This window comes from uncultured Erythrobacter sp. (assembly GCF_947502395.1).
GTDB lineage: Bacteria > Pseudomonadota > Alphaproteobacteria > Sphingomonadales > Sphingomonadaceae > Erythrobacter.
Window position 1 is genome coordinate 144,181 of the sequence record NZ_CANMZM010000003.1, and the last position, 26,481, is coordinate 170,661.

The window sequence follows — 26,481 nt, forward strand, 5'->3', positions numbered from 1 at the left end:
CTATTCTGCCGCCTCTACAGCATGCGGATCGAACGCCACCGCTTCGCCCGCCTCAATCGCAGCGGCTTTGTCTTCGACCAGCTTGACGATGTGGCTGAGCATGTCCTCATCCTCTATCGCATGCGCTTTGACGCCGGAGAGGTAGACCATGTGTTTGCCATTGCCACCGCCGGTAAGCCCAATGTCGGTTTCGCGTGCTTCGCCCGGGCCATTGACCACGCAACCGAGCACCGACAAGCTCATCGGGGTTTTGATGTGCTCAAGGCGTTTTTCGAGGGTCTCAACCGTTCGGATCACGTCAAACCCTTGGCGCGAGCATGAGGGACACGACACGACTCTCACCCCTCGAGTCCGAAGGCCGAGAGATTTGAGCATCTCATAGCCGACTTTGACCTCTTCCTCCGGCTCAGCCGAAAGCGACACGCGGATGGTGTCACCAATGCCTGCCCAAAGAAGCGAGCCCATGCCGATGGAGCTCTTGACGGTTCCGCCAATGAGCCCGCCAGCCTCGGTGATGCCAAGGTGCAGCGGGCAGTCCACCGTCTCGGCTAGCCCGTGGTAGGCCGCGACAGCGAGGAACACGTCCGAGGCTTTCACAGCCACTTTGAAATCGTGGAAGTCGTGATCTTGCAAGAGCTTGATGTGATCAAGCGCGCTTTCGATCAGCGCCTCTGGGCAAGGTTCGCCGTATTTTTCGAGCAAATCCTTTTCGAGGCTGCCAGCGTTCACTCCAATGCGGATTGCGCATCCATTGGCCTTTGCAGCGCGGACCACTTCAGCAACGCGCTGCGATGAGCCGATATTGCCCGGATTGATCCGCAAACACGCAGCGCCCGCATCGGCGGCTTCGAGGGCACGTTTGTAGTGGAAGTGAATATCAGCGACGATCGGAATACGTGCAGCCTTGGTAATCTTGCCAAAGGCGGCGGTCGCTTCCTCCGTAGGGCACGAAACGCGGATGATATCGCAGCCGACCTCTTCACATCGCCGGATCTGGTCCAGCGTTGCCACCGCATCTTCGGTGGGGGTGTTGGTCATGGTTTGAACGGTGATCGGAGCTCCGCCACCCACGGGCACATCGCCCACCATGATCTGGCGGCATTCCCGCCTATCGATATCGCGCCAAGGTCTTACGGACATGAAGGCCATATAGGCCCGGAATCATGAAGGGGCAATGACAGCGTCCCTGCCGTCATTGCCCCTTCGAACTTTTGAGATTTACCAGCGAATGAGTGGCGGAACGACGAGCCGTCCAATAACTGCGGAAATCCCAACAGGCGCAACATGCCAAAGACCGACATGCGAGAAGGTGTCGAGCGGGCAGGTGATGCCATAAGCAAGGGTTCCAAGTGCGCCGGCAGCAATGCCGGTAAGCCAGCTTGAACGCTCAATCGATACTGGTGCGCCGCGCCGCAGCCAAAGAATCGAGGCGACCATCACAATGGCTGCTGCAGACAGAGAACCCGTTAGGCACATCAAGGCGACCGGGTCATTTAATCCTTCGTGTGCGTGATTGCCGTGGCCAGAAAGCAGGCTTAGAGCTGCTCCAATGGGCAAAACGCCGACCATCAACGCGCCCCAGAAAGCCGCACTGCTTTGCCCGCCAACGCGGGGCATCGCTCCATTCACAACGCCCGCACCACTGGCGGCACCGAGCAGAAGAAGCAACCCATGCGTAATTAGGAAGTATCCCGATGCTTCGCCGGTCAACAATCCGTCCCACCACTCGTAAACGGCGATGGAGACGACTGCGGCAATAATCGTCGCAAATGCGATGAGAGCAACGCCGTCCGAAGAGCGTACGCGCTTCACCGGGCTCACATCTTCTGTCAATGCTGCGATCAGATCGTCGCGGTTCGAATACTTGTCCATGTCAGTCAGCTTTCTCAACCATCATGGCCAATTTCTTGAGGCCGCGATGGATATTAACTTTCACCAGGCTTTCACTTTGCCCGGTCTTTTCGGCGGCTTCGCGTATCGAGAGCCCCGAGATTTTTACCATCTCAATCACTTCTGCCTGTCGGTCCGGAAGTTGACCGAATAAGCGATCCAGACTCACCCGAGCCATAACGACTTCTTCTTCGCTGTCTTCGACCGCATCATCATCCATGAGTTCCTGACCCTCATGTTTGTAGACTTTGCGCAGGTGATCGACCCAGCGATAGCGTGCAATGGCTGCGAGCCACGGCAAGAACGGACGGGATTGATCCCAAGTCGCCCGTTTTGAATAAAAGGCGATAAGCACATCCTGCACCAGATCATCGATCGAGTGCGGTGGGACACGCCTTCTAAAATATCTCTCAAGCCAGAGCCCGGCTTCTGAAAGTAGCACGTTAGTAGCGGCTTTGTCGCCGTCTTGTGCCCCTATCATCAGCCGGGCAAAGGTTGGCTCGTCTGCAACCATATTAGGCAGCCTTTGCTCCGAAGAAACGGTCACCCAGACGGTCGAGCGCAAACATGCCTCCGCCACGGCTGATCAGGATTGCGGCCATTGCAATGATGCCTAGCGCCCAACCCCAGAAGTGTGCACCAGTGGGGTAGATGAAGATCTGAATCACGATCGCCATCACCGCAAGCGCTGCTGCGCCAAAGCGCGTGAACAGACCTGCGAACAACAGGAGCGGGAAAAAGAACTCGGCATAAATCGTCATAGGCATGGCGATATCCGTTGGGATCGGAAGCCCTGCATACTCATCTTGAAAAATGTAAGGCAAGAACTCGCTAGGTGTGAACCAGGTGCCTTCTGCCACTTTGGTGTTGTACGACCGCCAGAACACGCCGCCAAGCGCGATACGGATGCCAAGCAAGCCGAGGCTTTCGACAACTGGGCCTGAGAGAAGCTGCACGATGCGTCCGTACAGCGAAGTGATTGCGTTCATTGTATCCTCCTCAAAAACCATGGACGAAGGCGCTTGGTCGAATTGCCTGAACTTTGCGCTGTTGTCTTGGTCTTATTGAATTTCATCAAGGTTCCTATAACTCTCTCGCACGCCCTTTGATCCGGGAGGAACGGACAGCGAGAGAGCTTTAGGGGGCAACCGAAACCTATTAGCGGCGGATCGGTTTCAGCGAGCCATTGCCTTTAGGGGTCTTGATGGTGGTGCAAGTGCCCTTGTCAACATACTTCCAGGCGTTGCCCTGATAATCGCGGGTCGAGGTGCCGGCACAGCTGGTACCTGGCCCTGCAGCGCAGTCATTCTTACCTGCGAGCGAAATGCCGTAGCACTTTTCTTTGGCGCCTTGAGCAGCCACTGGCGTAGTGGCGAGCCCTGCAGCGATGCCTGCGGTAAGAGCAAGACCTGCGAGTGAAGCAATTGATTTCTTGTTCATGGATATTCTCCAAACTGTCATTTCAATAAAAATTCGGTGTCCCATTGTGTTGGAACTGTCTCGTCTTTCGCAGCAGGAACAGGGTCGGTTACACTTTTTAGAAAAATCTCATTTCTCGCGCTCGATATCATGGCTGTAACGGCCCCGGTACTTCGCGCGAACTTTTCCATGAAAATGTCCGCGTCACTTGCGGTCACAAATCTGCTAGGGAGGCATCTATGAGCTCGCAATCAGGCAATATCGCAACCTACTCTGGCTTTGGCCTTGGCCTTAGGCGCACCCATTATGATGACTTTCTCGAAGGTGATGTGCCGGTCGATTTTGTTGAGGTGATTAGCGAAAACTACATGATCGAGGGTGGTCGCCAGATGCGCATTCTTGAGCAGGTGCGTGAGCGATTGCCGGTGATTATTCACGGCGTTTCGATGTCGATCGGTTCGGCGCGCGGCCTTGATGAAGATTATCTCGCGAAGCTCAAACAGTTAGAGCAACGGATCGAACCATTGTGGGTTTCTGATCACCTCTGTTGGACCCGCACCAGCGCGCACAATTCGCACGATCTGTTGCCTATGCCGCTGACTAAGGAGGCACTTGCGGCGGTGTGCAACAATATCGACCGTGCGCAGTCCGTGCTTGGCCGCGCGATGTTGTTTGAGAACCCATCAAGCTATCTCACTTTTCCGGAGGATGAGATGAGCGAATGGGAATTTCTGACAGAGATGGTTCGCCGCACGGGGTGCTATCTGCTGCTTGATGTGAACAACATCTATGTGTCGTCGAAGAACCACGGTTTTTCTTCCCAAGAGTATCTCACCGGTCTCCCTCTTGATCGCGTGCGCCAGATCCATCTGGCGGGGCACGACCCGGCAACAGCTGACCGGGATATCATCATCGATACGCATGACCGCGAGGTGATCGAGCCCGTGTGGAAACTCTATGCCAAGGCGCTGGAAATGCTCCCCCATCTGCCCGCAGTTATGATCGAGCGCGATGAGAATATCCCGCCGCTCGGTGAGTTGCTGACTGAGCTAGATCGGGCGCGCGAAATCGCTGACCGGGTGTTGGAGCCAGCATGAGCAGTTTGGCAGAGCGGCAAGACGCATTTCTGCATTCCATTCTGGATGAGGCAGCACCTCTGCCGGACGGATGGGGGAATTCGCAAGCCGCAGGCATGACAGTCTATCGCGGCAATTACCGTTCAGCGCTGATGGGTGCTTTAGCCGAAACCTATGAGCGCACCGCCCTATGCGTGGGGTCCAAGGCTTTCGCGCAGGCCTCAATCAATCATGCGATTGCGCATCCTCCCAGCGGATGGACCATCGATGAGGCGGGGGAGGGCTTTAATGAAACCTGCGCAAAACTATTTCCCGAAAGGTCTGAAGTGGCGGAGCTCGCGTGGCTCGAATGGACGATGTTGGAACTTGCAACCGCACCCGATAGCACGCCCATAAATGCCCAAGACTTTGCTGCAGTGAGTGTCGATTTTGTTGACGAAGATTGGGGTGAGCTTCGCCTTGAATTTCAGCCTCGCGCAACGGCTCGCCTAGTCGGCCATGATCTTGAGACGCTTTGGCGAGCGCTTGGGGGTGATGAGCCCCTACCGGATACCCGATTTGACGCCCCTCATACCTGCATCGCATCACGCGCAGGAGAGCGTCCTACGTTCACGATTTTGGAAGCTGATCACGCTGTCGCTTTCGCCGCCATTCAAGATGGCGCGAGCTATGGTGAGTTGATCGCAGTTCTCATTGGCGAGAATGAAGCGCCGACACCTGAGGATATCCAAACTGCAGCGATGCGGGCAGGGGCCATGCTTGGTACCTGGCTCAATGAAGGCCTGATCGTCGCGATCAATCCTTGACTTGGGGGAAGGGTGCTTCACTCTCGTTCCCCAAGGAGAGAGACATTGTTGACCGACACCTCAATCGAACTGCGCAGCGCCAAGCCCAGCATCCTGATGCGTGTAGTCAAATGGGTGATGTCCAGGCGTAAACCCGTTTTTCCACACACTGCGCCGGAATTTGAAGCTTATATGGCTGGGCGGGCATTGCCGAAAGATGCGGCCATGCCGAAGAAGTTCCGCACCCAGTTCGATGTTCAAGAGTGGGAAGCTGCCGGGCAAAAGGTGATTACGCTCCATCCCAAGTCGGGGCCTGGTGAGTGGCACATGCTCTATTTCCATGGCGGCGGATTTGTCCTGCCGATGTTCAAAGAGCATTGGCCACTCGCACAGGCGATGGTCGAGACACTGGGTATCAGCATCACACTGCCGCTCTATGATGTCGTACCTGAAAGTCCTGCTGCACGGCAGGATGCACTCGCCGATGCGGCATTTGCAAAGCTTGCCGAGAGCCATGACCCAGTCAAAATTGTACTAAATGGTGACAGCGCAGGAGGGCACATGGCTCTCAGTCTTGCGTTGCGTCTCGCCAGAGCCGGCGGCCCGCAGCCAGGAAAGCTGGCACTGTTTGCGCCTTGGCTTGATGTGACAATGGCCGATCCGGCGATCGCCGCAGTCGAACCGCATGACATAATGCTCAAGATTGGCACATTGCGCTCTTGCGGCAAGATGTTTGCTGGTGGCCGGGAACCTTCTGGTGCCGAATGCAGCCCGTTCTTCGCCGCCAAAGAGGACCTTGCAGCTCTCCCACCGACCCGCATCTGGACCGGCCGGCACGATCTCTTCATCATCGACAGCCGCAGCTTCACTGGCAAATTGCGCGATGCAGGGGTGGATGCCAAACTATATGAATATGGGGGCGCACCGCATGTCTTTATGGCCGTGGTTCCCACCCGCGAATCCAAGGATTGTCTGCACCTCTTGCGTGAGTTTCTCTCCGAATAGCGGCACGAAAAAAGGGCGCACTGGACTTGCCAACGCGCCCTTAAGTTCTGCGACCCGACGCCGCAGCTAGCGACCCGAGGTCTCGATCACATCTGATCGAGTTGCTCGAGTTTTTGGCCCCCCGTTGTTGCCCAGTTTTGGGCAACAGGCCTGCATACCGTTAGTGGCGTGACGAATTTGTGAATTTCTGGCAGCGCTTTTTTCGCCCCTGCTCATGTTCTGGAGGTTTAATACACGGATTCACGGTGGGCTGTGGTAAAGCCATGTAAATTGTAAAATCAGCCTGATTTGACAAGGATATCTGCATCAGAATCGGATGTACTTTACCTTCAGAAAGCCGCGCCGGTCATCTGTTCAGACAAAGCCCACAGTTGATCGGCGCTCGCTTTGTCCAAGGCGTAGCTCCGTACGCCACTATTTCTCGAAATGTCATCGACCTTGGCGATATTACAGTCTTCACAATAGACCCCGCCTCGACCTTCGAGCTCCGAAGCGGTCGCGGCCCAAACCTGTGTTGCGGCGCCCTGGGGGATGCTCTTGAACTTGAAATTGGGATCAGACGCGGTGACGTTCTTGATCAGCTCTTGCTCGGCTTTGTCGGAGAGGTGGCGACTAAGGTTGGTGTTAATACCGCCTGGGTGGACGGCGTAAGCGTGGATGCCCTTGTCACCATATCGATCTTCAAGCCCTTTGGTGAAGAGGATGTTGGCGGTCTTTGAGCGGCCATAGCTCACCCAAGGTGCGTATTCTCCTGTCTCGAAATTGGGATCATCAAGATCGGCTGGGCAAATGTGATGGCCTCGGCTCGAGAGGTTGACAATGCGGCCGCTTCCTTGGGCATCGCTGCCCGCTTCAATCAAAGGCATCAGTTGCTTGGTGAGCGCAAAGTGGCCCAAGTGGTTAGTGCCAAACTGCATCTCAAACCCGTCAGCGGTCTGCGTTTTGGGGCAAGCCATAACACCAGCATTGTTGATGAGGACGTCGATCTTGTCGAAGCGCTGATTGGCTTGAGTGCCTGCCTTCTTGATGCTTTCAAGCGAGGCGAGATCGCAGGTGAGTGTTTCGACACGCGCGCCTGGCGTCTCACCCTTGATTGCCGCGACCGCTTCATCCATTTGGGCCGGATTACGAGCGGTGATGACAACATGAGCGGCTTTTGCCGCCATCGCGCGGGCGGTCTCTTGGCCCAGCCCCGATGACCCGCCTGTGACCAACACTGTCTTGCTGGAAAGGTCTATGCCTTCAAGCACCTCGTCCGTGATGGTTGTCGCTCCAAAGCCGCTCATGTGTGTGTCCGTCCCATTCCTCTGGCCAAAATCAGTGTCTGGCGTGCTGACCTTAAAATGGGTAGCGATGCAAGCTATGAAAAACGCATTTCTCACGATTGTCGCCGCCACGCTTGCCTCAGGGCTGGCCCTGCTTGCCCCCACAAACGCTTTTGCCGATGACCACGCCGAAGCTGAGAAGCCCAAGTGGTCGCTCGCGATCCACGGCGGGGCCGGGACGATCTTGCCTGAAAACATCACGCCTGAGCAGCGCGTGGCTTACGAGGCAGCACTGCAAGAGGCATTGGATGCCGGGACCGAGGTTCTCAAAAACGGCGGCAGCGCGATGGACGCGGTGACAGCGGCGATTATCCCGATGGAGGACAACCCGCTGTTTAACGCAGGGCGCGGCGCGGTGTTCACTTGGGAAGGCGAGAACGAGCTCGACGCCTCGATCATGGATGGCCGTGATCGCAGTGCAGGTGCGGTGACTGGGATCAAGACCGTCAAGAACCCGATCCTGCTTGCCAATAAAGTGCGCACAGACAGCCCGCATGTTTTCTTAATGGGCGAGGGCGCAGAGCAGTTTGCGGGTGAGCAAGGGTTCGAAGTCACCCCGCCTGAATGGTTCGCGACCGAGCGTCGGCGTGAGAGCCTTGAACGGATGAAAGCGCGCGAGTTGTCTTCGCTCGATGTTGATCTGAAGTTCGGGACCGTTGGCGCGGTGGCGCTCGACCAGAACGGCAATCTTGCGGCGGGCACTTCGACCGGCGGCATGACCGGCAAGCGCTGGGGCCGGATTGGCGATGCGCCGGTGATTGGCGCTGGGACCTATGCAGATAATCGTTCGTGCGCGGTGTCAGCGACGGGTTGGGGTGAGTACTTTATTCGTGTGGGCGTGGCTCAGGAGATTTGTACGCGGTTGCGGATAGGCCCCTCACTCAACGAAATCCTCGAACGTCCAGAAGGCGAACGACGTTTGATCACCAATCCAAAGTCGTTTGTTGATCCGCAAGTCGTCGCTTCGAATGCTCAAAGCACAGCCGATAGCGTCATTGCTGAGATCCAAGAACTCGGCGGAGATGGTGGCATCATCCTTGTGACCCCCGAAGGTCACGCAATCTACAGCTTCAACACCGCCGGCATGTACCGGGGCCGCGCGAATAGCGATGGGCTCAACGAAGTGGCGATCTTTGGCGGCGAGGAGGCCGAGGCCTCGAACACGCCAGACCATTAATACAACACCCATTCGTGCTGAGCTTGTCGAAGCACAGCCACCGTCTGCGAGCGTCCTTCGACAGGCTCAGGACGAACGGGTTTGGTGAGGCGCGTTACAACTCCCCCAAATCACATCCGCGCGCTTCCAAAATCGGCTTCATCTCCCAGAACGCCGCCGGGGTGCGGGTGAGCGGGATATAGGGGTGCAGGTGGTGGACGATATGGAACTGCATCCACATCGATCCCCAATTGCCCACCTTCGATTTCCACGCGCGCGAATTGCGATAGCGGCTCGTCTCATTGCTAGGATGATGCGGTGCCCATGACAGGAAGAACACTATGTAAGTGATCGCGATGTGGTAGGGCAGCCACCACAGGAACAAGGCCTCCATCGCGTATCCATTCCAAGCCAGCGTTCCCAATATGCCGATAAACCCAAGCATATAGCCAAGCGTTAGCAGCAGAAGGTCAGGCCGTCCTGCGCGCGTTATCGAAGCGGTATAGTCCTGACTTCGCTTCGCACCCGGTTGTCGTTCCTGAATTGCGCGCCAAATCGCTGACCAGGGGCCTGCAGCCTTCGAGGTGATGTCCACATCACGCTCGGGATCATTGGTGTGACGATGGTGGTCGAGATGCGTGATGCGCAGCACTTGGAACGGATAGATCAGCATCCAGCTGGTTCCATGTCCGACAAGCTCATTCAGCCAGCGCCACTTGGTGCCGGGGCGTCCGATAATGTCATGTTGTGCTTCGTGAGTGGGTAGGTACACCAGAGCCATGTTCACGGTCGCAATTGGGAAGGCGATCCAGAGCGGCAAGATCTCGAACATCACCAGCGGCCAAAGCGAGAGCCAGACAGCCATATTGCCGAAAGCCCAGACCACCGCTTCCCATGGGAACATACCTGAATGCTTTCGAGCAATTTTGAGCTCAAGACGCTTAAGCTCTGCGTCGGAAAGCTGTGAGAGATCGTCAGGGACAATGACCGAATGCGCGTTCATATCCACCTCCCTGAAACTTGCGCAAAGAGCCCCCAAGTGCCGCCTAAGATGAGCGCAAAGAGTAGGGTGGATATCCCAAAGGGTGCACCCAAACCGACCGCTCGCATCCCCTGGTCGATGACAGGGACAAGAAACGCAAAGGCAAAGATCAGCGGCAAAAGCCACACGATCGCCTTTAGGGTTTTCTCCAATATCATATTACGCGGCCTCCTTACCAGTATCTGGCCATTCGACCTCAGGCGAAGACAACGCTGCAATCCGCCTGAGCAACTCCTCGCGAAACTCCTCCGAAGCATCGGACGCGAGCACAGTGTAAAATCCGATCCGCTGACGCCTCAGCATCTCGTTTGCATCGATTGCTTGATGAACCCAATCATCGAGCGGTGCGCGGTAAGTGGCGAACATTTGCAAGGCGAGTTCGTGTGAGCTTAAGTTGCCTCGCAATTGACCAACGCTTTGGGCAGCGTCGCAGGCATATTGGGCCATCTCAATAGAGCGGCGCGCAGTGTGAGCCCCGGCATCTTCGCGCGTTGGATGATACGAAAACGCAATGCCCATCCGCTCAAGCGCGATAAAAGTGGCGCAATTGACTTCGGGTTCAGCCAAGATCTGGGCAAACGCTTCATCAAGGATTGCATCGGCCATCTCAATTGGACTGTTGCGCTCATCAAGATGCAGGCGCTCCCACAATTCATCAATCGAAGCGGTGGCCATGGCGCTTACAATGGCGAGTTTGTCCCCGATCAGATTGTAAAGCGTGGGTGCCGTCACCCCGGCTGCCTCAGCAATGCCGCGGGTTGTCAGCGCATCATAGCCATCGCGTGCAATGATAGTGCGAGCCGCATCAAGAATGCGGTTTTTGCGGTCCGCTATCGATTGGGCACGTTTGCTGGACATGAAGCATGACTACTCCATCTTCCAACTTTTATCAATGATAAAATTTAATCAATGATAAAATTATTGTTCTCACACCTTTTCGAAGCTTTCGACAAAGGCCCCTAGCACTTGGCCAATTTGGGCCAATGGCTCTTCATGGGCCTTGTCATAAGAGTTGTCTGTGCCCGCCGGGCGGTAGTAGGTTGCATAGGCCAAGGCCCCGCGCGTGGGTGGTTCGACGAAGCCGATGTCGATGTAGATCCCACCCGTGCCCGGTGCGAGGCCGGTTCCAGTCTTATCGCCCGCTCGCCACTCTTCGGGCAGACCTTGGCGCACTCGGTCAAGTCCCGTTGGAGTATCAACCATCCACTGCCGCAAGGTTGCTTGCTCGCCTTCGGGCAAGGCATCGCCATAGGCCAATTTTGCCACCGTGCGAGCCATAGCTGCAGGTGTAGTTGTGTCACGAATTTCGGTAGGCGGCACGTTGTTGAGCGCTGGTTCAATACGATCAAGCCTACTCACATCATCGCCAAGCGAGCGCCAAAAGGCGGTCAGGGCCGCTGGCCCGCCAATCTCGCGCAATAGTATATTAGCCGCTGCGTTATCCGAATACTTTTGTGTCGCCTCGGCCAGCTCGCGCAAGGTTGCTCCTTCGGAAAGCCTGCGCGTGGTGAATGGCGAGACGAACATGAGATCATCCTCACTCCACATGACGCGGCGATCCGCATTGTCCTCACCGCTCGCATTGCGTTGCAAGATCATTGCTGCCAACGAGAGTTTGAACGAAGAGCAATGGCCGAAACGCATGTTGCGATTAATGCCGACCGATTGTCCGCTAGCCACGTCAACGAATTCAGCGCCAAGCGTGCCGTTAGTTTTTCCTTCGATCTGACGCAACATGGCTTCAAATCGGTTTCCTGGGCCAAGCTCTGGCACGGCGACCTGGGGGAAATCAAGCGAGCACCCGCTAACGGCAAACCCAGCCAATGTGAGCGTACCGCCAACGAATTGCCTTCTGTCGATTGTCATGAGTGTTTGTCCGCCTTGCGTTTTCCAAACCGCATATCGCCTTCAAGCTTTGCCCGCAGCTGTGCGTAAAAGGCTTCAAGAAAGGCTCGTTCATCACCTGCACCCGGATCCCAGCCTATCTTGCGACAGATCGCCGCGTGCACAGGCTCAAGCGCTTCATCCTTGTCTTCGCGCAGCACTCTTTCGAGAACTTGCAATTCGTGCTCGCCGTAGACCGAGAGTTCAGTTTCCCCGAAGTTATAGCGTGCACCCGTCACATCGCTTGAACCACTTGTCGCTGCAGCTCCGCTGGTGGAGAGCGTCTCGGCCAACTTGGTTCTCGGGGCTTCGACAACCCAAGTTCCCGCAATCACATCTCCGGCGCGCAACTTGTCCTTGTTAAGGAAGGGGAAGAGCATAAAAATCGCAAACCAGATAAGGCCGGCTAGTCCGAAGTTACCTGAGTCTCCGACAGAGGCCCCTTGAATAAAGGCAAGCGGCAGGAACAGCTCCATATCGCGAATAAGGTTGCGGGCGATGACCGCTTCAGGAGTTAACCTGCCACCGGCGCGCGCAGCCACTCGAATACCAACCATGCGCTTGCCCCAAGTCGCGCCACGCGGTCCCAGTTCGAGCACCATGAAATAGCCGTATCGGGTAAAAAAATAGACGAGGATGAGCACAACAACCAAGAACTCAAACGCGCCCTGGGTGTTCTCATCCTCAATTGATGCCAGTTCTTCAGCAAAGCCGCCAACCATGAAGGCCATGATCAAGAGAAGCAGTATCGGGATCGCGGTCAAGATGATGTAATCAATGATCAGCGCGCCCAGTCGGCTACCTCGCGAAGCGAGCCTGATGGGTACGCTAATCCCCTCTGGCGTGACCAAAGTACGCTGCTGTTTGGCAAGCCTCTTGGTGTTTGTAGGGCTCATCATGCCTCCTCCAAACGGCGTGGCGCGTATAGGAAGAAGTATGCTAACCAGAAGGCGAGGAAACTCCCGCCAATTGTGAGGCGTGCTTCGACACTGCCGACCAGTTGGCGGGCGTACGATTCAAGCAGCCCCGCGATCACCATCATGATGGTCACGCCGACCATGACGACTGCGCCACGCCTCCCGCTTTCGGTCGCAGCGTCGAGGACCGATTTGTGGCCCGGGAAGGCCATCGATCGGCCAATATGCATACCAGCGGCCCCGGAAAGCAGGATCGCAAACAGCTCCGTTGTGCCGTGGACGCTGAGCCATGCGGCAAACTCCACCTCAAGGCCTTGGCCGGCGAACACCCACATCATCGCGCCCAACATCGCTAGATTGTGAACAAGCAATAGGAGCGATGGAATGCCAAAGGCGAAACCCAATGCGAAAGCCAGGATGGCGACACCAGCATTGTTCTGGAAGAGGAAGGCACCGAAGATCGCGAGGCCGTCAGTGTCGGTCTTCGTGCCCAGTGTTTCTAACAAGTCCTCGCGGCTTGCACCGGGAACGCGCGTTTCGCCAAAGCCGCCCGGGACCATGCGATAATACCATTCGGTGTCTTGCGCGACGAGCAACCAGCCTACAATCGCGCCCGCGACCATCACAAAGAGCGCGACACACACATCAAGCCAAATTGCGCGAACCGCGCGGCTCCACCCGCCGAGGATGAACTCTTTGAACCAGGCGAAGAACCCTTTGCGCGGGCCATAGACCTGAAACCATGCGCGCTGCACCAACGCTTCTAGATAGTTGAGCGTTGCGGCATCCAGTGACGTCTCGCGTGCGACAGAAAGGCTCGATGCGGCCGTGCGGTAAAGCGTGGGAAGGGCGAGCAGATCCTCATCCTTAACCCCGCGAAGGCCACCTTTTTCCATGCGTTTCACAATGTGTTCGAGCCGGCGCCAATCATCTTCTCGCTCGAGACGAAAACGGTCGGAGCGAAGGGCGGCGCTTTCGATATCGGGCGGCGCATTGACAGCGGATTTCCCAAACCACGAAGACAGAACGGGAGTTTTCATCCGATCGCCTCGCTATTTTTGATCGTATAGTATCGGTCGATGAGGTCGTAGCCGATCTGGTTGTAAGGTGCTTCGATAACATCAACGCCCATTTGCCGAAGGCGTTGGAGCACAATGCGGCGCTGCTGGAGCAGGGTGTCGGCGGTGACGCTCCGGGCGAGTGTCGCGATGTCGCCGGGATTGTGCTCGATAAAGGTTTCGAGCTCGCTATCCGCGATAGTTACGAAGAGCAGCAGGTGCTTTTTGACCAGCCGGCCCATGCTTTCGACCATAAGCTCGGCCGCCGTGGGATCGGTAAAGTCAGAGAACAGAACGATCAGAGAGCGGCGCTGTAGCTTTGAAGTGAGCGTTGCGAGGGCAAGTGTGAAATTGGGTTCAGTGCTCTCATAATCAAGCACCGCAGCTGCGCTCTGGAGCCGGTGGAATGCGCGCGAATCTGATACGAAAGGCGTCATCACTTGCGGGCGCTGCGCAAAGCCGAACAGGGCCGCTTTGTCTCCGCTTTTCAATGCAACATAGGCGCAGGTAAGCGCCGCAGATACCGCACGGTCAATCCGCGGAAGACCATAGACGGGCTCGCACATGGCCTGACCGCAATCGAAGGCAAAGACGATTTGATTGTTACGCTCGCTTTCATTTTCGCGGGCGTAAAGCTGGATGTGGCGTGCGCTGGCTCTCCAATCGATCCGGCGGCGGTCCATGCCCGCTTCATATTCGGTGAGCGCTTCGAATTGCGTTCCTTCGCCGCGAATGCGCCGCGCGATGAGACCGGTTTGTGCGTCGCGAAGGAAGGTCTGCAATTCCTTTGATCGCACAGGCGAGAGATCCGGCCAAATGCGCACCTCGTGGTCTTGGAGGGTCTTTTGTTCCTGCCTCGCGCCGAGACCTAGTGGTCCGCGCCACCTTAGCCAGGCACGCGTGATCGCAGCGGTCCCGCGCCTCGAAGGGCGTACAGTGTGACTCCCGCTGAACTCGCTCGGATTGGCGGAAGGAACAAGCTCAAAACTTGCCCCGCCGTCTTGACCAAGTCGCGGGTCGAACTCCAGAGCGGCCTCGTATCTGGTGGCTCTTCCACCGGCGAAGCGAGCGTGCACGTCAAGTTGTGTTTTCTGCCCTACTTCAGTGTCAGCGGGCACAACCAAGTGCCATTGCTCGCACCGACCTGCGATCAGCCCATCGAGCACGATCATGAGCGCCAATGCAAGAGCTGCTACCGGGGTGATGATCCAGTTTTGCGGCGAGAATGCTCCGATCACCACCGCAATGGGGGCAAGCCCGGCGATCATCCAGGCGGCGCGCTCTGTGGGCACTAGGGGAAGGGCGGATAGGCGAAGCACGAGAGGGGCTACCTGGGTGCCTCAGTCATCTCGATAAGCTCGGCAACCAGCGCTTCAATATCGCGCCCCTCAATTTCTGCCGCTGGGCTCAAGGTTAAGCGGTGGCGCAGCACCGGCACCGCGAGCGCTTTCACATCATCGGGTATGACATAGTCACGGCCCTCCAGAGCGGCCCGTGCTTTAGCAGCGCCGGCAAGCATAACGGCTGCACGAGGCGATGCGCCTACTGAAAGATCAACATGTTCGCGCGTCGCTCGCACCAGCCGGACGACGTAGCCCGCAACTTCTTCGGCTAATGTAACTTGTGAGAGCGCAGCCGTGGCGGCGGCAAGGCTTTCTGCACTGGCAACCGGGCTAACTCCAAGATCAGACGGATGCTGCGGGCCTTGCCGTGAACCAAAATTTGCAACAATCCGTGCCTCATCGGCCTCATCGGGATAGGGCACGAGGAGCTTGAACAAGAAGCGATCGAGTTGCGCCTCTGGTAAAGGGTAGACCCCTTGGTTTTCGATCGGGTTTTGCGTCGCCACTACCATAAAACGTGAAGGGAGTTGATGAGTTTCTCCGTCCAAAGTCACCCGGCGCTCTTGCATGGCTTCAAGCAAAGCAGCCTGCGTCTTGGGCGGTGTGCGGTTAATCTCATCGGCTAGCAACAGCTCGCAAAAGATTGGCCCGCGCGTAAGCGTGAACTGGCTTGTTTGGAAGTTAAACAGGTTCGAACCCAGAATATCGCCGGGGAGCAAGTCGGGTGTGAACTGGATGCGGCCAAATTCAAGGCCGAGCGCAGTAGAAAATGCCTGCGCGAGAAAGGTTTTGGCGGTGCCCGGAGGCCCTTCCAAGAGGACATGACCTTGGGCAATCATGGCGACCAGCAATTGGTCCACCATCGCCTCCTGTCCGACGATCGCTTTTGCGATCTCGCTACGGATGCTGCTTGCAAGGGAGCGCACATCGCCAAGCGACATGGTGCCGCTCAATGGGGGCGTGCTTGATTGGGGGTCGCTGATGCTCATCGTTTGGAAATCCCTGTTACCTTGGAGGCAAGATTGTTGAGGCTTTGCGCTGCGCGTAAGACCTCGCCAGCGCGGCTTGCGCTTTTCAGCTTGTCCACGCGGTTAGAAAACGGCTCTTCATCCGGTAATCGCTGCGCCAGAGCTGCGTCGATTGCGTCGGCATCCGGATTGCTAAGGCCAAGCGCGCGCGCGACCTTGCGCTGAGCCAGGTTTGCAAAGGGTTCAGCCAGTAGTTGCAGGCGTCCGGCGCGAACGATCAGGCCAGCGCCATTGGTCACCAGTTGCGTTTTACCGAACCTTGCTTCTTGGCTCTGTGCAACGACGGGCCCAAACCGCAAGAAAGCCCGCCAACCAACAATAAGCGTCGCGAGGATCAAGCATAGCGTTGCTGCCAGGAACGGCGGGCGAAACGCAAGGGTGAGCAGATTGGTTGCACCGCCAATGCCGACCATTGTTAAGTCGAACGTCACCCTTTTTTCATCGTATCCCGCCTGTTCAATCAACGCGAGCGCAAGAGCGGCGCGAGCGGGATCAGCAAGTCCATGATTGTTCATCAGATCAGGTTCGACCACGATAGTAAGCCAATGTGCTTCGTCATAGAAATAGGTTCCTTCTTGACCGATTACGTTAAGGGCCAATCGGCGACCGTTGTCATCTATGACGAGCGCTTCATGATTAGGGTTGTGCTCGCTTGATAGGATACTGTTCATCGGAAGCTGCCCGGCAAATCGCATCCCGCCCCACCGGGCTGGTTGTTCCTTAAACTCCACCGACAGATTCATAGAATACAGCTCTGGTAACTCGCCCGCCCATTCCGGCGAGTATGGTGAGATCAACTGCACCCAATCATCTTGCACGCGCTCTTCGTCTTCCTCAGCCACCTCCCCTTGAGGTCTGGCAGCAATCCACTTGGGCAAAATCACTAGAGTTGGACCTTGATATTGCCTGCTCTCTAGGATTTCAGCAAAGTCATCCGGATTGGTGCTTCGTGTCGGTGTCAGGATCAGAAGGTCTGGAGTTTCCAGCCCGCTACGCTCCCGTGATTTCTCAACGTTATACCCATTCGCCTCAAGCAATCGCGTTAGACCAGCAAAACCGTGGAGCGCATTGGACGAGGCGTGCGCATTTCGGTTCGCGCTTTCACCGCCGGTATCGCCCGCCCCTAGGAAATAGAGCATTGCGACAAAGGCACTGAAACCCACCACCAGGATTGCCAAAACAGAGCCGCGGGTGAAGGGTGAGGCCGTTCGGACTGCGGAACCCTGCGAAGGAGAAGCCAATGCCTCGCTCATGCAGCGCCCGCTGACTGGCGGCTGATGGAGATGCTTGCAAAGTCTGCGTAGGCCGCGCGCGCGGCCTCCCAATCGCTTTGGTCTAATGCCCGAAGAGCGAACAAGCTGCGTTCAACCCGCTCGGCGATTGTACGAAAAGCTCGACGAGCGCGATCTGATAATGCGGGAAGCACAGCGAGCTCTCGTGCTGTGCTGCTGGGATCGACCCAGCTGGGCTGAGCTTTGGCGATCTGACTGACGCTGCGTTTGAGCAACAAATGCGTCGCTTCATCAAAGCGTCCCTGTGCCGCTAGCCTGTCGGCATCCTCGAGCAACGCTAAGCTCTCTTCTCGATTGGGTTGCCAGTTTGGATCGCTGTTGGCGCCAGTTGCGGCATCGTTCGCATTAAACTGGATTCGTGCCATCCGGCCCAAGCTGCGCACAAGCCAATAGAGCACGAATATGGCCAAAAGCCCGAGGAGCAGCCATTTTAGAATGTGCCAATTGCGTACGAGAAAGTCGCCCACAGGGCCCAAAAGACTTGCCATAAATTCGGCAAATGCGCCCCAAAGCCCATCGAACCATCCGGGCGTGCGCACTTCGGGAGCGGCCATGGAAAACTCGTCGAACTGAATATCGGTATCGCCGCGCAATTCGCGCCAGCCAACCGGCTCTGACGGGCCGGTCTCCGCAAGCGGACCTTGCACTGGTGAAGAGACGCTGTCGTCGGGCGCTAAGCCATTGTTCGGCGAGGGGGGAATCATGCTGAGCGAAGGGGTGGCATGGGTTATCCATGCAAGCAACAAGCTTCGCGCTTCAAATCACACCAAAATGGTCATCTGGCACCATAGGAGAAACGGGGAACTTGGTTCAACCGCGTTTGCGTGCCTGTTCATAGGTGCCCAAAATACGCAGTTCCTTGGAATGGAAGGCGCATTCTTCGAGCGCGCGATCCACCGCCGGATCGCCCGGTATACCGATGATGTCGGCATAAAAGCGAGTTGCTGAGAAACTTGCGCCGACCTGATAGCTTTCGAGCTTGGTCATATTGACCCCATTGGTCGCGAAACAGCCCAGTACTTTGTAGAGTGCAGCCGGGATGTTCTTTACGTCAAAAATGAAGGTCGTCATTGCGGGCTTGTCCGGATCAACCGACAGAAAAGTTGGCTTGTCCGCGAGAATCACAAACCGCGTCATATTGTCATGAGCATCCTCGACGTGGTCCTCGACAATCTCGAGCCCGTAAAGCTCTGCCGAAATGGCTGGAGAAATTGCACCAATCGTACGGTCGCCAAGCTTCGCAACATGTGCGGCTGCGCCAGCCGTATCGACGAAATCTAGGGGGACTATATCGTGCTCACGCAAGAATGCGCGAGACTGACCCAGCGCTTGCGGGTGGCTGTAGGCGCCCTTGATCGATGCAAGACTGGGCTTAGGCCCGCCTTCAGCAGTAGGCGGAGCCATCAGAGCGTGGTGAATGGGAAGGAAGTATTCCCCCACAATCGAAAGCCCGCTCTCGGGCAGAAGGAAATGGATGTCAGCCACCCGGCCGTTGTGAGAATTCTCAATCGGAATAATCGCTTGGCCAGCCTCACCTGATTTGACCGCATCGATAGCATTGGCAAAACCATAGCAGGGAAGCGGTGCCATATTGGGGCGCGCTTCCAGCGCAGCACGGTGTGAGTTGGCTCCGGGTGAACCCTGGAACGCAATCGCTTTGGCAGGGTTGCTTTGCGCCTCTGCGCGCAACTGTTCCACAATGGGGAGGGCAAGGTCCGGAAAGCTCATCATAGCGGACCGGGTGCTATCCTTCCCCCAACACAGTAGCAAGCCCTAGGTCTCGAGCCATAGATTGTGATCAACCGGATTGTATTTGATGCACCAATTGATGATGCGATTGATCTTGCACAGTGACCAAGGCCAGATTATGGGGGCGCCGGGATGACACAGGACAACTCAAACATGTCAGAGAACAACGCGGGATCAGGCGATCTTTTCAATACCGCCGCAGGCTGGGTGCTTTTTGCTGGCATCGTTGGCTTGGGCCTTTCGGTTCTGAGCGGCAAGTTTTTCCATGCAGACAAGCCAGAGCGTCCTGAAACACTCGGCTACGTGATCGAGGGCGTAGAAGAAGAAGGCGGTGCAGCTGCCGAGATGACTATGGCGGCAGCGCTCAACATGGACGGCGTTGATGTATCAGCCGGTGAGCGTGTCTTCGCAAAATGCGCAGCTTGCCACACGGTTGAGCAGGGCGGCGCAAACGGCGTTGGCCCCAACCTTTACGGGATCATGGGGGCCAAGTTCGGAAACAATGCCTCCTTCAGCTATTCGAACGCTCTTGCAAGCACCGATGCCAATTGGGGCTGGGAAGAGATGAACGATTGGCTCGATAACCCGCGCGGCTATATCGATGGCACCAGCATGGGCTTCGCTGGACTTTCTAAGATCGAAGACCGTGCAGCGCTTGCACTATATCTCAACACTTTTGGTTCGAACCTAGAGGTGCCAAGCTATGTAGCTGACGTGGTCGAAGAGGCCGAAGCCGAAGCGATTGCTGCCGAAGTCAATGAGGCGGAAGCCGAGCAAGATGTTGCTGAAGGCGCTTCAGAAGAAACGGCTGAGGCGGCAGCAGGCTAACCAGCTTTGTAAGAGCACGATCTTAGTCGCGCCCCTTAAATCCTTGAGCCACAACATACCATTCGGATGAGCCCTTGCGGCTTGCTGGTGGCTTGGCATGCTTGACCGTCTTAAAATGTGTCTTCAGCAGTTTGAGGAGCTCGGCATCGGTGCCTCCAGCCAAGACTTTGGCAACGAATGCCCCGCCTTGTTCAAGCGTCTCAACGGCAAACCATGCCCCCGCTTCGACAAGACCCATCGTCCGCAGGTGATCGGTTTGTTTATGGCCGACGGTGTTTGCTGCCATATCTGACAGGACCAGATCTGGCGCACCTCCCAAGGCCTCTTCCAGCCGCGCGGGCGCTGCATCATCCATAAAGTCCATCTCGAGGATAGTGACACCTTCGATGGGCTCAGTCGGCAAAAGATCAATTCCGACGATCTCTGCCTTGGGCGATTTTGCGCGCACGACCTGGCTCCAACCGCCAGGTGCAATTCCCAAATCAACCACGCGCTTGGCGCCTCGGATAAGCCCGAATTTCTCATCAAGCTCGATCAATTTGTAAGCTGCGCGGCTGCGATAGCCGTCCGTCTTGGCCTGTTTCACATAGGGGTCATTGAGCTGACGCTGTAACCAACGCGTCGAACTTTCGCTGCGTTTCTTGGCGGTTTTGACCCGCCGATCCGGATTGCGGCCTGAGCGTGTCATCTTTTATCCTGCTGCACTTTGTTGAGGGCTGTCAGCGCGGGCGTCATGCAAAGATTGACGGCTGCGTTCTCCCTGACGCTCAGCTGCCATCATGCTACGCAATATACCTTCGCGAATGCCGCGGTCCGCAACGCCTAACCGCTTTGCAGGCCACAGGTCGAGAATTGACTCCAATATAGCGCAACCTGCCACCACCAGGTCCGCGCGATCCTGTCCGATACATGGCAGTTCGCTGCGTTCGGCCGGTGACATGCCTGAAAGTCGTTCGCTTATGTTACGCATCGAGGATGATGGAACGATCAGTCCGTCGACGGCCTTGCGATCATAGTGCGGCAATTCGAGATGCAGACTGGCCAGAGTGGTCACAGTACCGCTGGTGCCGAGCAGTCGGATGTCATCACAAGCCGCAGCCTTTGCAATCCGATTTGCAAAGGGTTCGAAACTGTCGGAAACCACTCTGCGCATCTCGGCATAGCGGGCGAGGCGTGCGTCTTTGGAGGAGAGTCCATCTGTATTGACCGAGCCCACTGTGTCAGTCAGCGAAACCACGCCCCATGGCACACTTTGCCAGTCGAGGATCTGCGGGATTTTCTCTCCGGGCTCTAACAGTACCAACTCGGTCGAGCCGCCGCCGATATCGAAAATCACCGCTGGGCCCTCACCGGATTCGAGCAGGATGTGGCATCCGAGAACCGCGAGCCGAGCTTCTTCTTCCGCACTGATAATGTCGAGCGCGATCCCCGTTTCGCGACGGACACGCTCAATGAATGCCTCGCCATTCGATGCTCTGCGGCACGCTTCCGTGGCGACCGAGCGAGCGAGCCGTACATTGCGGCGACGCAGCTTTTCCGCGCAAATCGCGAGGGCGCTCATCGTGCGTTCCATTGCATCGTCGGAAAGGCGACCACTTGTGGTAAGATCTTCGCCCAGTTTCACAACGCGGCTAAAGGCATCAATCACCGTAAAGTCGCGTCCCGAAGGGCGTGCGATCAGCAAACGGCAGTTATTGGTACCCAGATCAAGCGCTGCATAGGCTTCCCCTGGACGAGGACCGCCAGTGTTTGGGGCTCGCGCGAATTGCTTGCTGTTCGATCGAGGATTGCAAGCTTTCGAATGGCTGCGATTGTCGCGACCGCTCACATCATTCCTGTTGTTCGCAAGGTTACCCTTTTTGCTGGCCCGCTTCTGACTGGCGCGTTTGGGGTTGGCCTTGCTTTGCTGACTGGAGCGCTTGTACCGAAAATCGGCTACTTTGCCGGACTTACCGCTCCGTCTTTTGCCAGCTCTTTTCTTTCCGTCCGGCGGAAGCGTATCCGCCATAAGTCATTCTTCCATTTCACCGATACGCCTGTTGCATCGGCACCTGAGGTAGAAGGTAAACCAAGGTGCAGCTAAGAGCAAGCAAGCTTGGTCTTGACCCCTGGCACCTGCAAACTTAACAGGCGCGTCTCTCGTCACAGGTGCAGATGAAATCTGAACACTGTGTCATATGTGGGAAGCGATCATGCCCCGTCGTCTAATGGTAAGACTACGGACTCTGACTCCGTCAATTGAGGTTCGAATCCTCACGGGGCATCCAAGCCTTCGGTATTAGGTAGCAAACGCACAAAGGTGTGATCGGAACTTATTCGACTGCTTCGAGTAGCTTCACGCCTCTCATCGTGAATTCTTGACTGTAGCTGTTTCGGCCTAGCGCATCTTGCGCGTAGGCGATGATCACATTGTTCCCCTCATCGATAGCTTCATCAATCTTGTCGAAAGGAACCCAAACATCCACCGAATTCAGGGGATCGATAGCTCTTGGAAGGTCATCGGCTTTATGGTCTTCGGGCAGATGCCCACGCACCCAACCAATACGGCGTGGGAAGCGTTTGTAGAGAACCATATGCCTGATCCGCTCGGCGAGACTTACGCGTCGATAGTTCCACATCAGCCCGACGCCAAACAACACTAGTGGACGGTGACCCAAGTTTGATATGCGAATAACTGCGCAGACGCCTTCATGTTTTTCAGCATCGACTCCGTGCGAAACAGTTACCTTTAGCCGGACACGGTTGTCTCGCCATTCTCTAACAAAAATGAAAGTGCTGAGCAGCGCGGCATATACCGCTATCCAATCCAGATCAGTCACTGCGTCCGCCAGCAAATATGCTAAAACCATTACGGATGTAGCTGGCCCCTAGCCAAAGCTTGGCGCTTGAGGCGCTTACCAATCTTTCGCTGCTGTGAGGTGCCATGGTTCGTATAGTCCGCGAGTGCGTGCGCATCGTTTGCTGGATGATCTTCAGTCTCTTCAGTTGGTGCTGCGTAGACTGGCACTGTTTCACTAGCAAACTCACCGACAGACACACCAAAGACTGCCTGCGACTGCTTTCCGCTACTCGTATAAAGCAGATGGGAGTGCTCGGCTGTCGTTATCCCACCACGATCAACAGACAATTTTCCGTCATCGTTCGACTGAGGATAAAATCGATGGCTAACAGGTTCGCCATTCTGAATGAAATCTGGGTGAACCTGACGAAAGAGCACTTCGTCGCTATCATGAATCTGGTCACTCATCAGTTCGCGACCCTCTGATCGAATTCAGCCAAAAACTCGTCACTAATCTCGTCGAATTCGATTGAGTCAAAATCATCCTGATCGCCAAGCGCGATTCCGTAGATTTCCACCCCGCCACTAGAAGAGAAAATTATCGATAGGTCCCAAGTCTCAGTTTCAAATTCAAGAAAGATCGTACCGGCCTCGCCCGGAAAGAACTTGTATGAGTTACTAAGGGTAGGGCGACGCTTTAGAAAGTTGTGAGCGGAGGAAACAGCACCTTCCGTCACAGGAGGAACCTCACCCCCCGCTATGTCTGCGCCTTTTGCCAGCATTTCATCAAGTCTATTGCGGCAAACTGCCAATGCTTCACTCACTTTCTCGTCAATGACTGTTAAGTCGTAGACTTCGATAACGTCTTTCAACCCATCATTATGATCCAGTTCGATCTGGAGATCGAATTGAACATCAAACTCAAGATTGCCGTCAAATTCTTCCTTAACCGCCTGACGGTCAAGCTCTATGGTCATGTCGCCGTATTCAAACGTCCTAATGGTTACAGAACCGTTAGCATCATTCTTAATTAAGGTGCCCAAGCCCTCAAATCGTACCTGATAGGTCTCACGAGCATCTGTTATCAGCTTACGACGCCTCGCAAAGTCTAAGTAGATTACATTGCCATCTGGATCATTTGCACCAACAAATTCGATCCGCTCAGCATTCTTTAGCCCAGAACCCAAACGATTAAGTGCATATATTTGTTCAGAACTAAGAGCCTTCCCAACATTTTCTTTCTCAGCATCCGCAACTAATGCTACGAACCGGCGATACCCATCATCCAGCACATCTTTCAGGTCACCGTCAAAGCCGGGGAGGTTCTGTTGTTGCTCCGTCCCGCGCCATTCCAACTTAGGAATTGCGCTACCATCAGCGATATCGAGCAAGTCAAAAGTAAGGCTCTTGTCGAACCCTTTAGGAACACGCTCTCGGCCGGGATGTTTTTGCTTCCAAGAAGTTTTAGCAAACGCGACTACGAGGTCCCTGAATGCCGGGAGATCAAGTAGCACCTCCACTGGCAGACGCCCACCTTCGAAACGCGCACCCACGTAACGTAGATTAAATTCTCGCGTTTCGTCTGTCATGACTTCCCCTTCCCGAGGGTGGTTAGAAAGACAAGGACCTAAGATCAAGCTGAGGACGCAGGCAATAATCATTTTGCGAGCGTATAATTTCACAGCCGACTTTGTGAAATTTAGCACAAATCCGATCCTTTGTCAAGTTACGCGCCACTGAATAGCCCGCCCGTTACTTAGGCGATGACCTGAAAGATGTGCTGGATGATGTTGGAATGCCACTCGTTATCGTAGCCACGTCACACCCCATCGCTCGACACAGCCTTACCAATGAGACAAATGTCAGATTGTGCTCGCCGCGCTCGATCCGTCCAACGTAGCTGCGATCCAGCCCAGCCTCATTGGCTAAGCCTTCTTGCGACATGCCGAGTTCCTTCCGCTTTGAACGGATGCGTTGGCCGAGGATGTCGAGATAAGGGTCCACATCGCCAAGTCGCGGCAAAGGGGAGTATCAGTCCACGGCGTATGAATCCCGCTGTTAACCTTTTGGCGTTATTGCTCTCGTTGTCGAGTAGGGAGCAATTTGATGAGCAAGTTCAGAAATTACGTGCTGGTTGGCGCATTTGGATTGGCGGCTGTAGCATCAGCCATGCAGATCACTTTCAATGACGGCAATGCCTCTGCGTCAGCCTCGAAGGCCATGGCGAGCGTCAATGAAGTGCAACAGCCTGAGCCTGCACCAATCGAACAGCAAACGACTCAACTAGAAAATGCGATCCAAGTAGCGTTTTCAGGCGATGCTGAGCGCACTCCGGAGGAGGACAAGCGTTGGCGCAAGGCGGTGGACCATCTGCGAACATCAATCACGTCGCGTGGCTACCGATGCGTCGTGCCTTATGAGTTTGAGAGGATCGATTCCACGCTCTACGGAATTGGATGCGTAAACAACCGTCAACGGACCGGACAGACAAACTATCTGGTCAATGTTCGCACTGGTGATGTGGAGCCGCTATGATGCTCTGGTTTATCGCACTTCTGATCTTGGTTGCTGTCGTAAGCAAGGGTGCTCGCGACGCGATCAAGGGGCTGTTGATGCTAATGTTCGGCGGACTGTTGCTGCTACTCTTCTAGGCCTCAATAGCACACTGAATGCGGCTCGTAGCGATCATCACACGCCTACAGACACCATCCTCATCTGCCTGCGCCATGTGGCCTGTCAGATAGCGGGCCGTAGCGGACTGATCCGCCAGATCGTCGATGTCGGCGCAAGGCAAGTCGAGAGTGATGGGCTGGTTCTGTCCCATTAAGTGTATTGTGAAGGTGGCCACTACGCGGCCTCCTTCCGGCGCTGCCAATAGCCTTTCCACTGACGCGACACGGGATGGTGCAGCCCCGCTGACGCTAAGGCTAGAAATTGCTCACCATTTGAGAGTCGGCGATTGTTTTCACGCCAAGCCATCTCGTCTCCATAGGCCTGTGTTTTGTCTGAGATATGGTGATAGACGCCTTGCTCGGCCCGCCTCACCCTAGAGTGGAAGGATTCTGCGTGGTTCGTTGAGATGTCACCCTCTGCGTAGCTTTTGGAGTGATCGATCCGTTTGATGTCGAACAGTGCGTGCAGGCGGTCGTAACTCTTGGCCTCATCGGCATAAAGAATGCTTCCCGGCTTGATGATCTGTGGAGCTAGATTGGCCCCTTCGAGTTCGCTGCAAACGAAAGGCCGAGTGCGACCGTTTCGTTCACGCATGACCGTGATGCACTTCCTTTTACCCGATTGGTTGCTCAATTTCCGGCGATCCCGCCGACCAGCCTTCCGCGTTGAAGGTTTTACGTAGCCGCCAAAATATGCGCCATCCATCTCGATTTCGCCCTCAAGCCGCTCGGCGTGAACTTGAGCGCCCATTGCCTCCCTCAATTTGTGAAACAAGACAAAGGCGGTTTTGTATTGCACGCCCAGATGCCGGGTCATTTCAAGGGCACTGGTTCCCTTCGCGCCGTTTGTCCAAAGCGCGATAGCGAGAAGAATATCTCGGTATTCCAGTTTGCGACTTGCGAAGATCGTCTGAGATGTCGGAGAGAATTGGCGCAGGCAAGACGCGCATTTGAAGATGCGAAGCTTCTTTACGACCTTACCTGTCTTACGGTTCTTCACATTCCTGTTGGACTGGTAGACCGCTGAACACTGACAATGCGGACAGAACGGCTCTCCCTCTGTCTCGGCGTAGCGTAGTGCTACAAACGCATCCACAGCCTCTTCTTCGGACATGCGAGCGACACGCTTAACTTTAAGCGTTCGAGCCCTTGCCGAAGTGAGAAAATGTTGCGACTTATCCTCCGATACAGTGAAAGTGCATCGAATTTGATGAATAAGTCCGAGTCTGTCAA

General features: G+C 55.7%; 31 protein-coding genes and 1 tRNA gene. 8 read left to right on the forward strand and 24 right to left on the reverse strand.

The genetic code is table 11. The features are described from left to right. The 5 genes from ispG to Q0778_RS12030 all read right to left on the reverse strand — a co-directional run bounded on the left by ispG (position 1) and on the right by Q0778_RS12030 (position 3,330). A complete protein-coding gene (gene ispG / locus Q0778_RS12010) occupies positions 1 to 1,140 on the reverse strand; it encodes a flavodoxin-dependent (E)-4-hydroxy-3-methylbut-2-enyl-diphosphate synthase (protein WP_298300936.1) in 1,140 nt (379 codons plus the stop codon). A gap of 78 nt (positions 1,141 to 1,218) precedes the next feature. Continuing rightward, the gene (locus Q0778_RS12015) at positions 1,219 to 1,872 is read right to left on the reverse strand and encodes a DUF1109 domain-containing protein (protein ID WP_298300938.1); all 654 of its coding nucleotides are present in this window, start codon (positions 1,870 to 1,872) and stop codon (positions 1,219 to 1,221) included. A 1-nt stretch (position 1,873) separates the two neighbouring features. Further along, entirely contained in the window at positions 1,874 to 2,404 is a 531-nt protein-coding gene (locus Q0778_RS12020; protein ID WP_298300940.1) for a sigma-70 family RNA polymerase sigma factor, read from the reverse strand. A gap of 1 nt (position 2,405) precedes the next feature. Beyond that, positions 2,406 to 2,879 (reverse strand): DoxX family protein, encoded by a 474-nt coding sequence (locus tag Q0778_RS12025; RefSeq protein WP_298300942.1) that lies wholly within the window; start codon positions 2,877 to 2,879, stop codon positions 2,406 to 2,408. Positions 2,880 to 3,048: 169 nt separating this feature from the next. Then, positions 3,049 to 3,330, reverse strand: coding sequence for a DUF2282 domain-containing protein (locus Q0778_RS12030; protein ID WP_298300945.1), 282 nt, complete (start codon positions 3,328 to 3,330; stop codon positions 3,049 to 3,051). A gap of 218 nt (positions 3,331 to 3,548) precedes the next feature. Between Q0778_RS12030 and Q0778_RS12035 the strand changes: the two genes are divergently transcribed. From Q0778_RS12035 to Q0778_RS12045, 3 genes are read left to right on the forward strand one after another with little or no spacing between them, the layout of a single operon-like run. Then, positions 3,549 to 4,406, forward strand: coding sequence for a DUF692 domain-containing protein (locus Q0778_RS12035; RefSeq protein WP_298336357.1), 858 nt, complete (start codon positions 3,549 to 3,551; stop codon positions 4,404 to 4,406). After that, positions 4,403 to 5,191: a DNA-binding domain-containing protein gene (locus Q0778_RS12040; protein WP_298336359.1), complete on the forward strand. Its 789-nt coding sequence runs from the start codon at positions 4,403 to 4,405 to the stop codon at positions 5,189 to 5,191. Before Q0778_RS12035 ends, Q0778_RS12040 begins: the two co-directional genes overlap by 4 nt. 48 nt (positions 5,192 to 5,239) lie before the next feature. Continuing rightward, on the forward strand, positions 5,240 to 6,175 hold the full coding sequence (locus Q0778_RS12045) for an alpha/beta hydrolase (protein WP_298336362.1): 936 nt from the start codon (positions 5,240 to 5,242) through the stop codon (positions 6,173 to 6,175). A gap of 329 nt (positions 6,176 to 6,504) precedes the next feature. Here the strand turns inward: Q0778_RS12045 and Q0778_RS12050 are convergent, their stop codons facing one another. Next, positions 6,505 to 7,461 carry an SDR family NAD(P)-dependent oxidoreductase gene (locus Q0778_RS12050; RefSeq protein ID WP_298336364.1) on the reverse strand — a complete coding sequence of 319 codons (957 nt, stop codon included), beginning with the start codon at positions 7,459 to 7,461 and terminating at the stop codon, positions 6,505 to 6,507. 76 nt (positions 7,462 to 7,537) lie between these two features. Here Q0778_RS12050 and Q0778_RS12055 point away from each other — a divergent pair, with 76 nt between their 5' ends. Beyond that, on the forward strand, positions 7,538 to 8,677 hold the full coding sequence (locus tag Q0778_RS12055) for an isoaspartyl peptidase/L-asparaginase family protein (protein WP_298336366.1): 1,140 nt from the start codon (positions 7,538 to 7,540) through the stop codon (positions 8,675 to 8,677). 94 nt (positions 8,678 to 8,771) lie between these two features. Here the strand turns inward: Q0778_RS12055 and Q0778_RS12060 are convergent, their stop codons facing one another. From Q0778_RS12060 to Q0778_RS12105, 10 genes are all read right to left on the reverse strand, one after another. Further along, the gene (locus Q0778_RS12060) at positions 8,772 to 9,659 is read right to left on the reverse strand and encodes a fatty acid desaturase (RefSeq protein ID WP_298336368.1); all 888 of its coding nucleotides are present in this window, start codon (positions 9,657 to 9,659) and stop codon (positions 8,772 to 8,774) included. A 198-nt stretch (positions 9,660 to 9,857) separates the two neighbouring features. Beyond that, on the reverse strand, positions 9,858 to 10,556 hold the full coding sequence (locus Q0778_RS12065) for a TetR/AcrR family transcriptional regulator (RefSeq protein ID WP_298300960.1): 699 nt from the start codon (positions 10,554 to 10,556) through the stop codon (positions 9,858 to 9,860). 69 nt (positions 10,557 to 10,625) lie between these two features. Beyond that, positions 10,626 to 11,564, reverse strand: coding sequence for a class A beta-lactamase (gene bla / locus Q0778_RS12070; protein ID WP_298336369.1), 939 nt, complete (start codon positions 11,562 to 11,564; stop codon positions 10,626 to 10,628). Next, a complete protein-coding gene (locus Q0778_RS12075) occupies positions 11,561 to 12,481 on the reverse strand; it encodes an RDD family protein (RefSeq protein ID WP_298336371.1) in 921 nt (306 codons plus the stop codon). The genes bla and Q0778_RS12075 overlap by 4 nt, the downstream gene beginning before the upstream one ends. Next, positions 12,478 to 13,539: a stage II sporulation protein M gene (locus Q0778_RS12080; protein ID WP_298336373.1), complete on the reverse strand. Its 1,062-nt coding sequence runs from the start codon at positions 13,537 to 13,539 to the stop codon at positions 12,478 to 12,480. The genes Q0778_RS12075 and Q0778_RS12080 overlap by 4 nt, the downstream gene beginning before the upstream one ends. Then, the gene (locus tag Q0778_RS12085; protein WP_298337636.1) at positions 13,536 to 14,825 is read right to left on the reverse strand and encodes a DUF58 domain-containing protein; all 1,290 of its coding nucleotides are present in this window, start codon (positions 14,823 to 14,825) and stop codon (positions 13,536 to 13,538) included. Before Q0778_RS12085 ends, Q0778_RS12080 begins: the two co-directional genes overlap by 4 nt. Before the next feature lie 59 nt (positions 14,826 to 14,884). Next, on the reverse strand, positions 14,885 to 15,841 hold the full coding sequence (locus tag Q0778_RS12090) for a MoxR family ATPase (protein WP_298337639.1): 957 nt from the start codon (positions 15,839 to 15,841) through the stop codon (positions 14,885 to 14,887). A gap of 44 nt (positions 15,842 to 15,885) precedes the next feature. Continuing rightward, positions 15,886 to 17,181, reverse strand: coding sequence for a DUF4350 domain-containing protein (locus Q0778_RS12095; protein ID WP_298336375.1), 1,296 nt, complete (start codon positions 17,179 to 17,181; stop codon positions 15,886 to 15,888). Continuing rightward, the gene (locus tag Q0778_RS12100; protein ID WP_298336377.1) at positions 17,178 to 17,924 is read right to left on the reverse strand and encodes a hypothetical protein; all 747 of its coding nucleotides are present in this window, start codon (positions 17,922 to 17,924) and stop codon (positions 17,178 to 17,180) included. The genes Q0778_RS12095 and Q0778_RS12100 overlap by 4 nt, the downstream gene beginning before the upstream one ends. Before the next feature lie 106 nt (positions 17,925 to 18,030). Beyond that, on the reverse strand, positions 18,031 to 18,951 hold the full coding sequence (locus Q0778_RS12105; RefSeq protein WP_298336379.1) for a prephenate dehydratase: 921 nt from the start codon (positions 18,949 to 18,951) through the stop codon (positions 18,031 to 18,033). A 171-nt stretch (positions 18,952 to 19,122) separates the two neighbouring features. Between Q0778_RS12105 and Q0778_RS12110 the strand changes: the two genes are divergently transcribed. Beyond that, entirely contained in the window at positions 19,123 to 19,797 is a 675-nt protein-coding gene (locus tag Q0778_RS12110) for a c-type cytochrome (protein WP_298336381.1), read from the forward strand. Between the two features lie 22 nt (positions 19,798 to 19,819). On the opposite strand, the gene Q0778_RS12115 is transcribed toward Q0778_RS12110, so the two are convergent. Both Q0778_RS12115 and Q0778_RS12120 read right to left on the reverse strand, forming a co-directional pair. Beyond that, entirely contained in the window at positions 19,820 to 20,485 is a 666-nt protein-coding gene (locus tag Q0778_RS12115; protein ID WP_298336383.1) for an RlmE family RNA methyltransferase, read from the reverse strand. A 3-nt stretch (positions 20,486 to 20,488) separates the two neighbouring features. Then, positions 20,489 to 21,625 (reverse strand): Ppx/GppA phosphatase family protein, encoded by a 1,137-nt coding sequence (locus Q0778_RS12120; protein ID WP_298336385.1) that lies wholly within the window; start codon positions 21,623 to 21,625, stop codon positions 20,489 to 20,491. On the opposite strand from Q0778_RS12120, the gene Q0778_RS12125 reads away from it, so the two are divergent. Continuing rightward, the gene (locus Q0778_RS12125) at positions 21,599 to 21,880 is read left to right on the forward strand and encodes a hypothetical protein (RefSeq protein ID WP_298336387.1); all 282 of its coding nucleotides are present in this window, start codon (positions 21,599 to 21,601) and stop codon (positions 21,878 to 21,880) included. The genes Q0778_RS12120 and Q0778_RS12125 overlap by 27 nt on opposite strands. Positions 21,881 to 21,990: 110 nt before the next feature. Beyond that, a tRNA-Gln gene (locus Q0778_RS12130) sits at positions 21,991 to 22,064 on the forward strand. Between the two features lie 45 nt (positions 22,065 to 22,109). Here the strand turns inward: Q0778_RS12130 and Q0778_RS12135 are convergent. The 4 genes from Q0778_RS12135 to Q0778_RS12150 form a co-directional block, all read right to left on the reverse strand. After that, positions 22,110 to 22,646, reverse strand: coding sequence for a hypothetical protein (locus tag Q0778_RS12135; RefSeq protein WP_298336389.1), 537 nt, complete (start codon positions 22,644 to 22,646; stop codon positions 22,110 to 22,112). Continuing rightward, positions 22,646 to 23,044: a hypothetical protein gene (locus Q0778_RS12140; RefSeq protein WP_298336390.1), complete on the reverse strand. Its 399-nt coding sequence runs from the start codon at positions 23,042 to 23,044 to the stop codon at positions 22,646 to 22,648. Before Q0778_RS12140 ends, Q0778_RS12135 begins: the two co-directional genes overlap by 1 nt. Beyond that, complete coding sequence (locus Q0778_RS12145; RefSeq protein WP_298336392.1) at positions 23,044 to 24,165, reverse strand: hypothetical protein; 1,122 nt, start codon at positions 24,163 to 24,165, stop codon at positions 23,044 to 23,046. Before Q0778_RS12145 ends, Q0778_RS12140 begins: the two co-directional genes overlap by 1 nt. A gap of 163 nt (positions 24,166 to 24,328) precedes the next feature. Then, entirely contained in the window at positions 24,329 to 24,580 is a 252-nt protein-coding gene (locus Q0778_RS12150) for a helix-turn-helix transcriptional regulator (protein WP_298336394.1), read from the reverse strand. 102 nt (positions 24,581 to 24,682) lie between these two features. Between Q0778_RS12150 and Q0778_RS12155 the strand changes: the two genes are divergently transcribed. After that, positions 24,683 to 25,111 carry a hypothetical protein gene (locus Q0778_RS12155; protein ID WP_298336396.1) on the forward strand — a complete coding sequence of 143 codons (429 nt, stop codon included), beginning with the start codon at positions 24,683 to 24,685 and terminating at the stop codon, positions 25,109 to 25,111. A gap of 112 nt (positions 25,112 to 25,223) precedes the next feature. On the opposite strand, the gene Q0778_RS12160 is transcribed toward Q0778_RS12155, so the two are convergent. Together Q0778_RS12160 and Q0778_RS12165 are read right to left on the reverse strand one after the other, a co-directional pair. Continuing rightward, entirely contained in the window at positions 25,224 to 25,424 is a 201-nt protein-coding gene (locus Q0778_RS12160; protein ID WP_298336398.1) for a hypothetical protein, read from the reverse strand. Next, entirely contained in the window at positions 25,424 to 26,455 is a 1,032-nt protein-coding gene (locus tag Q0778_RS12165; protein WP_298337642.1) for an IS1595 family transposase, read from the reverse strand. The genes Q0778_RS12160 and Q0778_RS12165 overlap by 1 nt, the downstream gene beginning before the upstream one ends. Between the last annotated feature and the right edge of the window lie 26 nt (positions 26,456 to 26,481).

Coding starts and splice junctions, on each gene's coding strand:
- Q0778_RS12035 (WP_298336357.1), top strand. CDS start 3,549: ATGAGCTCGCAATCAGGCAATATCGCAACCTACTCTGGCTTTGGCCTT.
- Q0778_RS12125 (WP_298336387.1), top strand. CDS start 21,599: ATGGCTGCGATTGTCGCGACCGCTCACATCATTCCTGTTGTTCGCAAG.
- Q0778_RS12080 (WP_298336373.1), bottom strand. CDS start 13,539: ATGAAAACTCCCGTTCTGTCTTCGTGGTTTGGGAAATCCGCTGTCAAT.
- Q0778_RS12115 (WP_298336383.1), bottom strand. CDS start 20,485: ATGACACGCTCAGGCCGCAATCCGGATCGGCGGGTCAAAACCGCCAAG.
- Q0778_RS12155 (WP_298336396.1), top strand. CDS start 24,683: ATGAGCAAGTTCAGAAATTACGTGCTGGTTGGCGCATTTGGATTGGCG.
- Q0778_RS12145 (WP_298336392.1), bottom strand. CDS start 24,165: ATGACAGACGAAACGCGAGAATTTAATCTACGTTACGTGGGTGCGCGT.
- Q0778_RS12105 (WP_298336379.1), bottom strand. CDS start 18,951: ATGATGAGCTTTCCGGACCTTGCCCTCCCCATTGTGGAACAGTTGCGC.
- Q0778_RS12135 (WP_298336389.1), bottom strand. CDS start 22,646: ATGGTTTTAGCATATTTGCTGGCGGACGCAGTGACTGATCTGGATTGG.
- Q0778_RS12050 (WP_298336364.1), bottom strand. CDS start 7,461: ATGAGCGGCTTTGGAGCGACAACCATCACGGACGAGGTGCTTGAAGGC.
- Q0778_RS12040 (WP_298336359.1), top strand. CDS start 4,403: ATGAGCAGTTTGGCAGAGCGGCAAGACGCATTTCTGCATTCCATTCTG.
- bla (WP_298336369.1), bottom strand. CDS start 11,564: ATGACAATCGACAGAAGGCAATTCGTTGGCGGTACGCTCACATTGGCT.
- Q0778_RS12095 (WP_298336375.1), bottom strand. CDS start 17,181: ATGAGCGAGGCATTGGCTTCTCCTTCGCAGGGTTCCGCAGTCCGAACG.
- Q0778_RS12025 (WP_298300942.1), bottom strand. CDS start 2,879: ATGAACGCAATCACTTCGCTGTACGGACGCATCGTGCAGCTTCTCTCA.
- Q0778_RS12075 (WP_298336371.1), bottom strand. CDS start 12,481: ATGATGAGCCCTACAAACACCAAGAGGCTTGCCAAACAGCAGCGTACT.
- Q0778_RS12100 (WP_298336377.1), bottom strand. CDS start 17,924: ATGATTCCCCCCTCGCCGAACAATGGCTTAGCGCCCGACGACAGCGTC.
- Q0778_RS12060 (WP_298336368.1), bottom strand. CDS start 9,659: ATGAACGCGCATTCGGTCATTGTCCCTGACGATCTCTCACAGCTTTCC.
- Q0778_RS12055 (WP_298336366.1), top strand. CDS start 7,538: ATGAAAAACGCATTTCTCACGATTGTCGCCGCCACGCTTGCCTCAGGG.
- Q0778_RS12110 (WP_298336381.1), top strand. CDS start 19,123: ATGTCAGAGAACAACGCGGGATCAGGCGATCTTTTCAATACCGCCGCA.
- Q0778_RS12030 (WP_298300945.1), bottom strand. CDS start 3,330: ATGAACAAGAAATCAATTGCTTCACTCGCAGGTCTTGCTCTTACCGCA.
- Q0778_RS12015 (WP_298300938.1), bottom strand. CDS start 1,872: ATGGACAAGTATTCGAACCGCGACGATCTGATCGCAGCATTGACAGAA.
- Q0778_RS12020 (WP_298300940.1), bottom strand. CDS start 2,404: ATGGTTGCAGACGAGCCAACCTTTGCCCGGCTGATGATAGGGGCACAA.
- Q0778_RS12085 (WP_298337636.1), bottom strand. CDS start 14,825: ATGATCGCCGGGCTTGCCCCCATTGCGGTGGTGATCGGAGCATTCTCG.
- Q0778_RS12065 (WP_298300960.1), bottom strand. CDS start 10,556: ATGTCCAGCAAACGTGCCCAATCGATAGCGGACCGCAAAAACCGCATT.
- Q0778_RS12090 (WP_298337639.1), bottom strand. CDS start 15,841: ATGTCGCTTGGCGATGTGCGCTCCCTTGCAAGCAGCATCCGTAGCGAG.
- ispG (WP_298300936.1), bottom strand. CDS start 1,140: ATGTCCGTAAGACCTTGGCGCGATATCGATAGGCGGGAATGCCGCCAG.
- Q0778_RS12140 (WP_298336390.1), bottom strand. CDS start 23,044: ATGAGTGACCAGATTCATGATAGCGACGAAGTGCTCTTTCGTCAGGTT.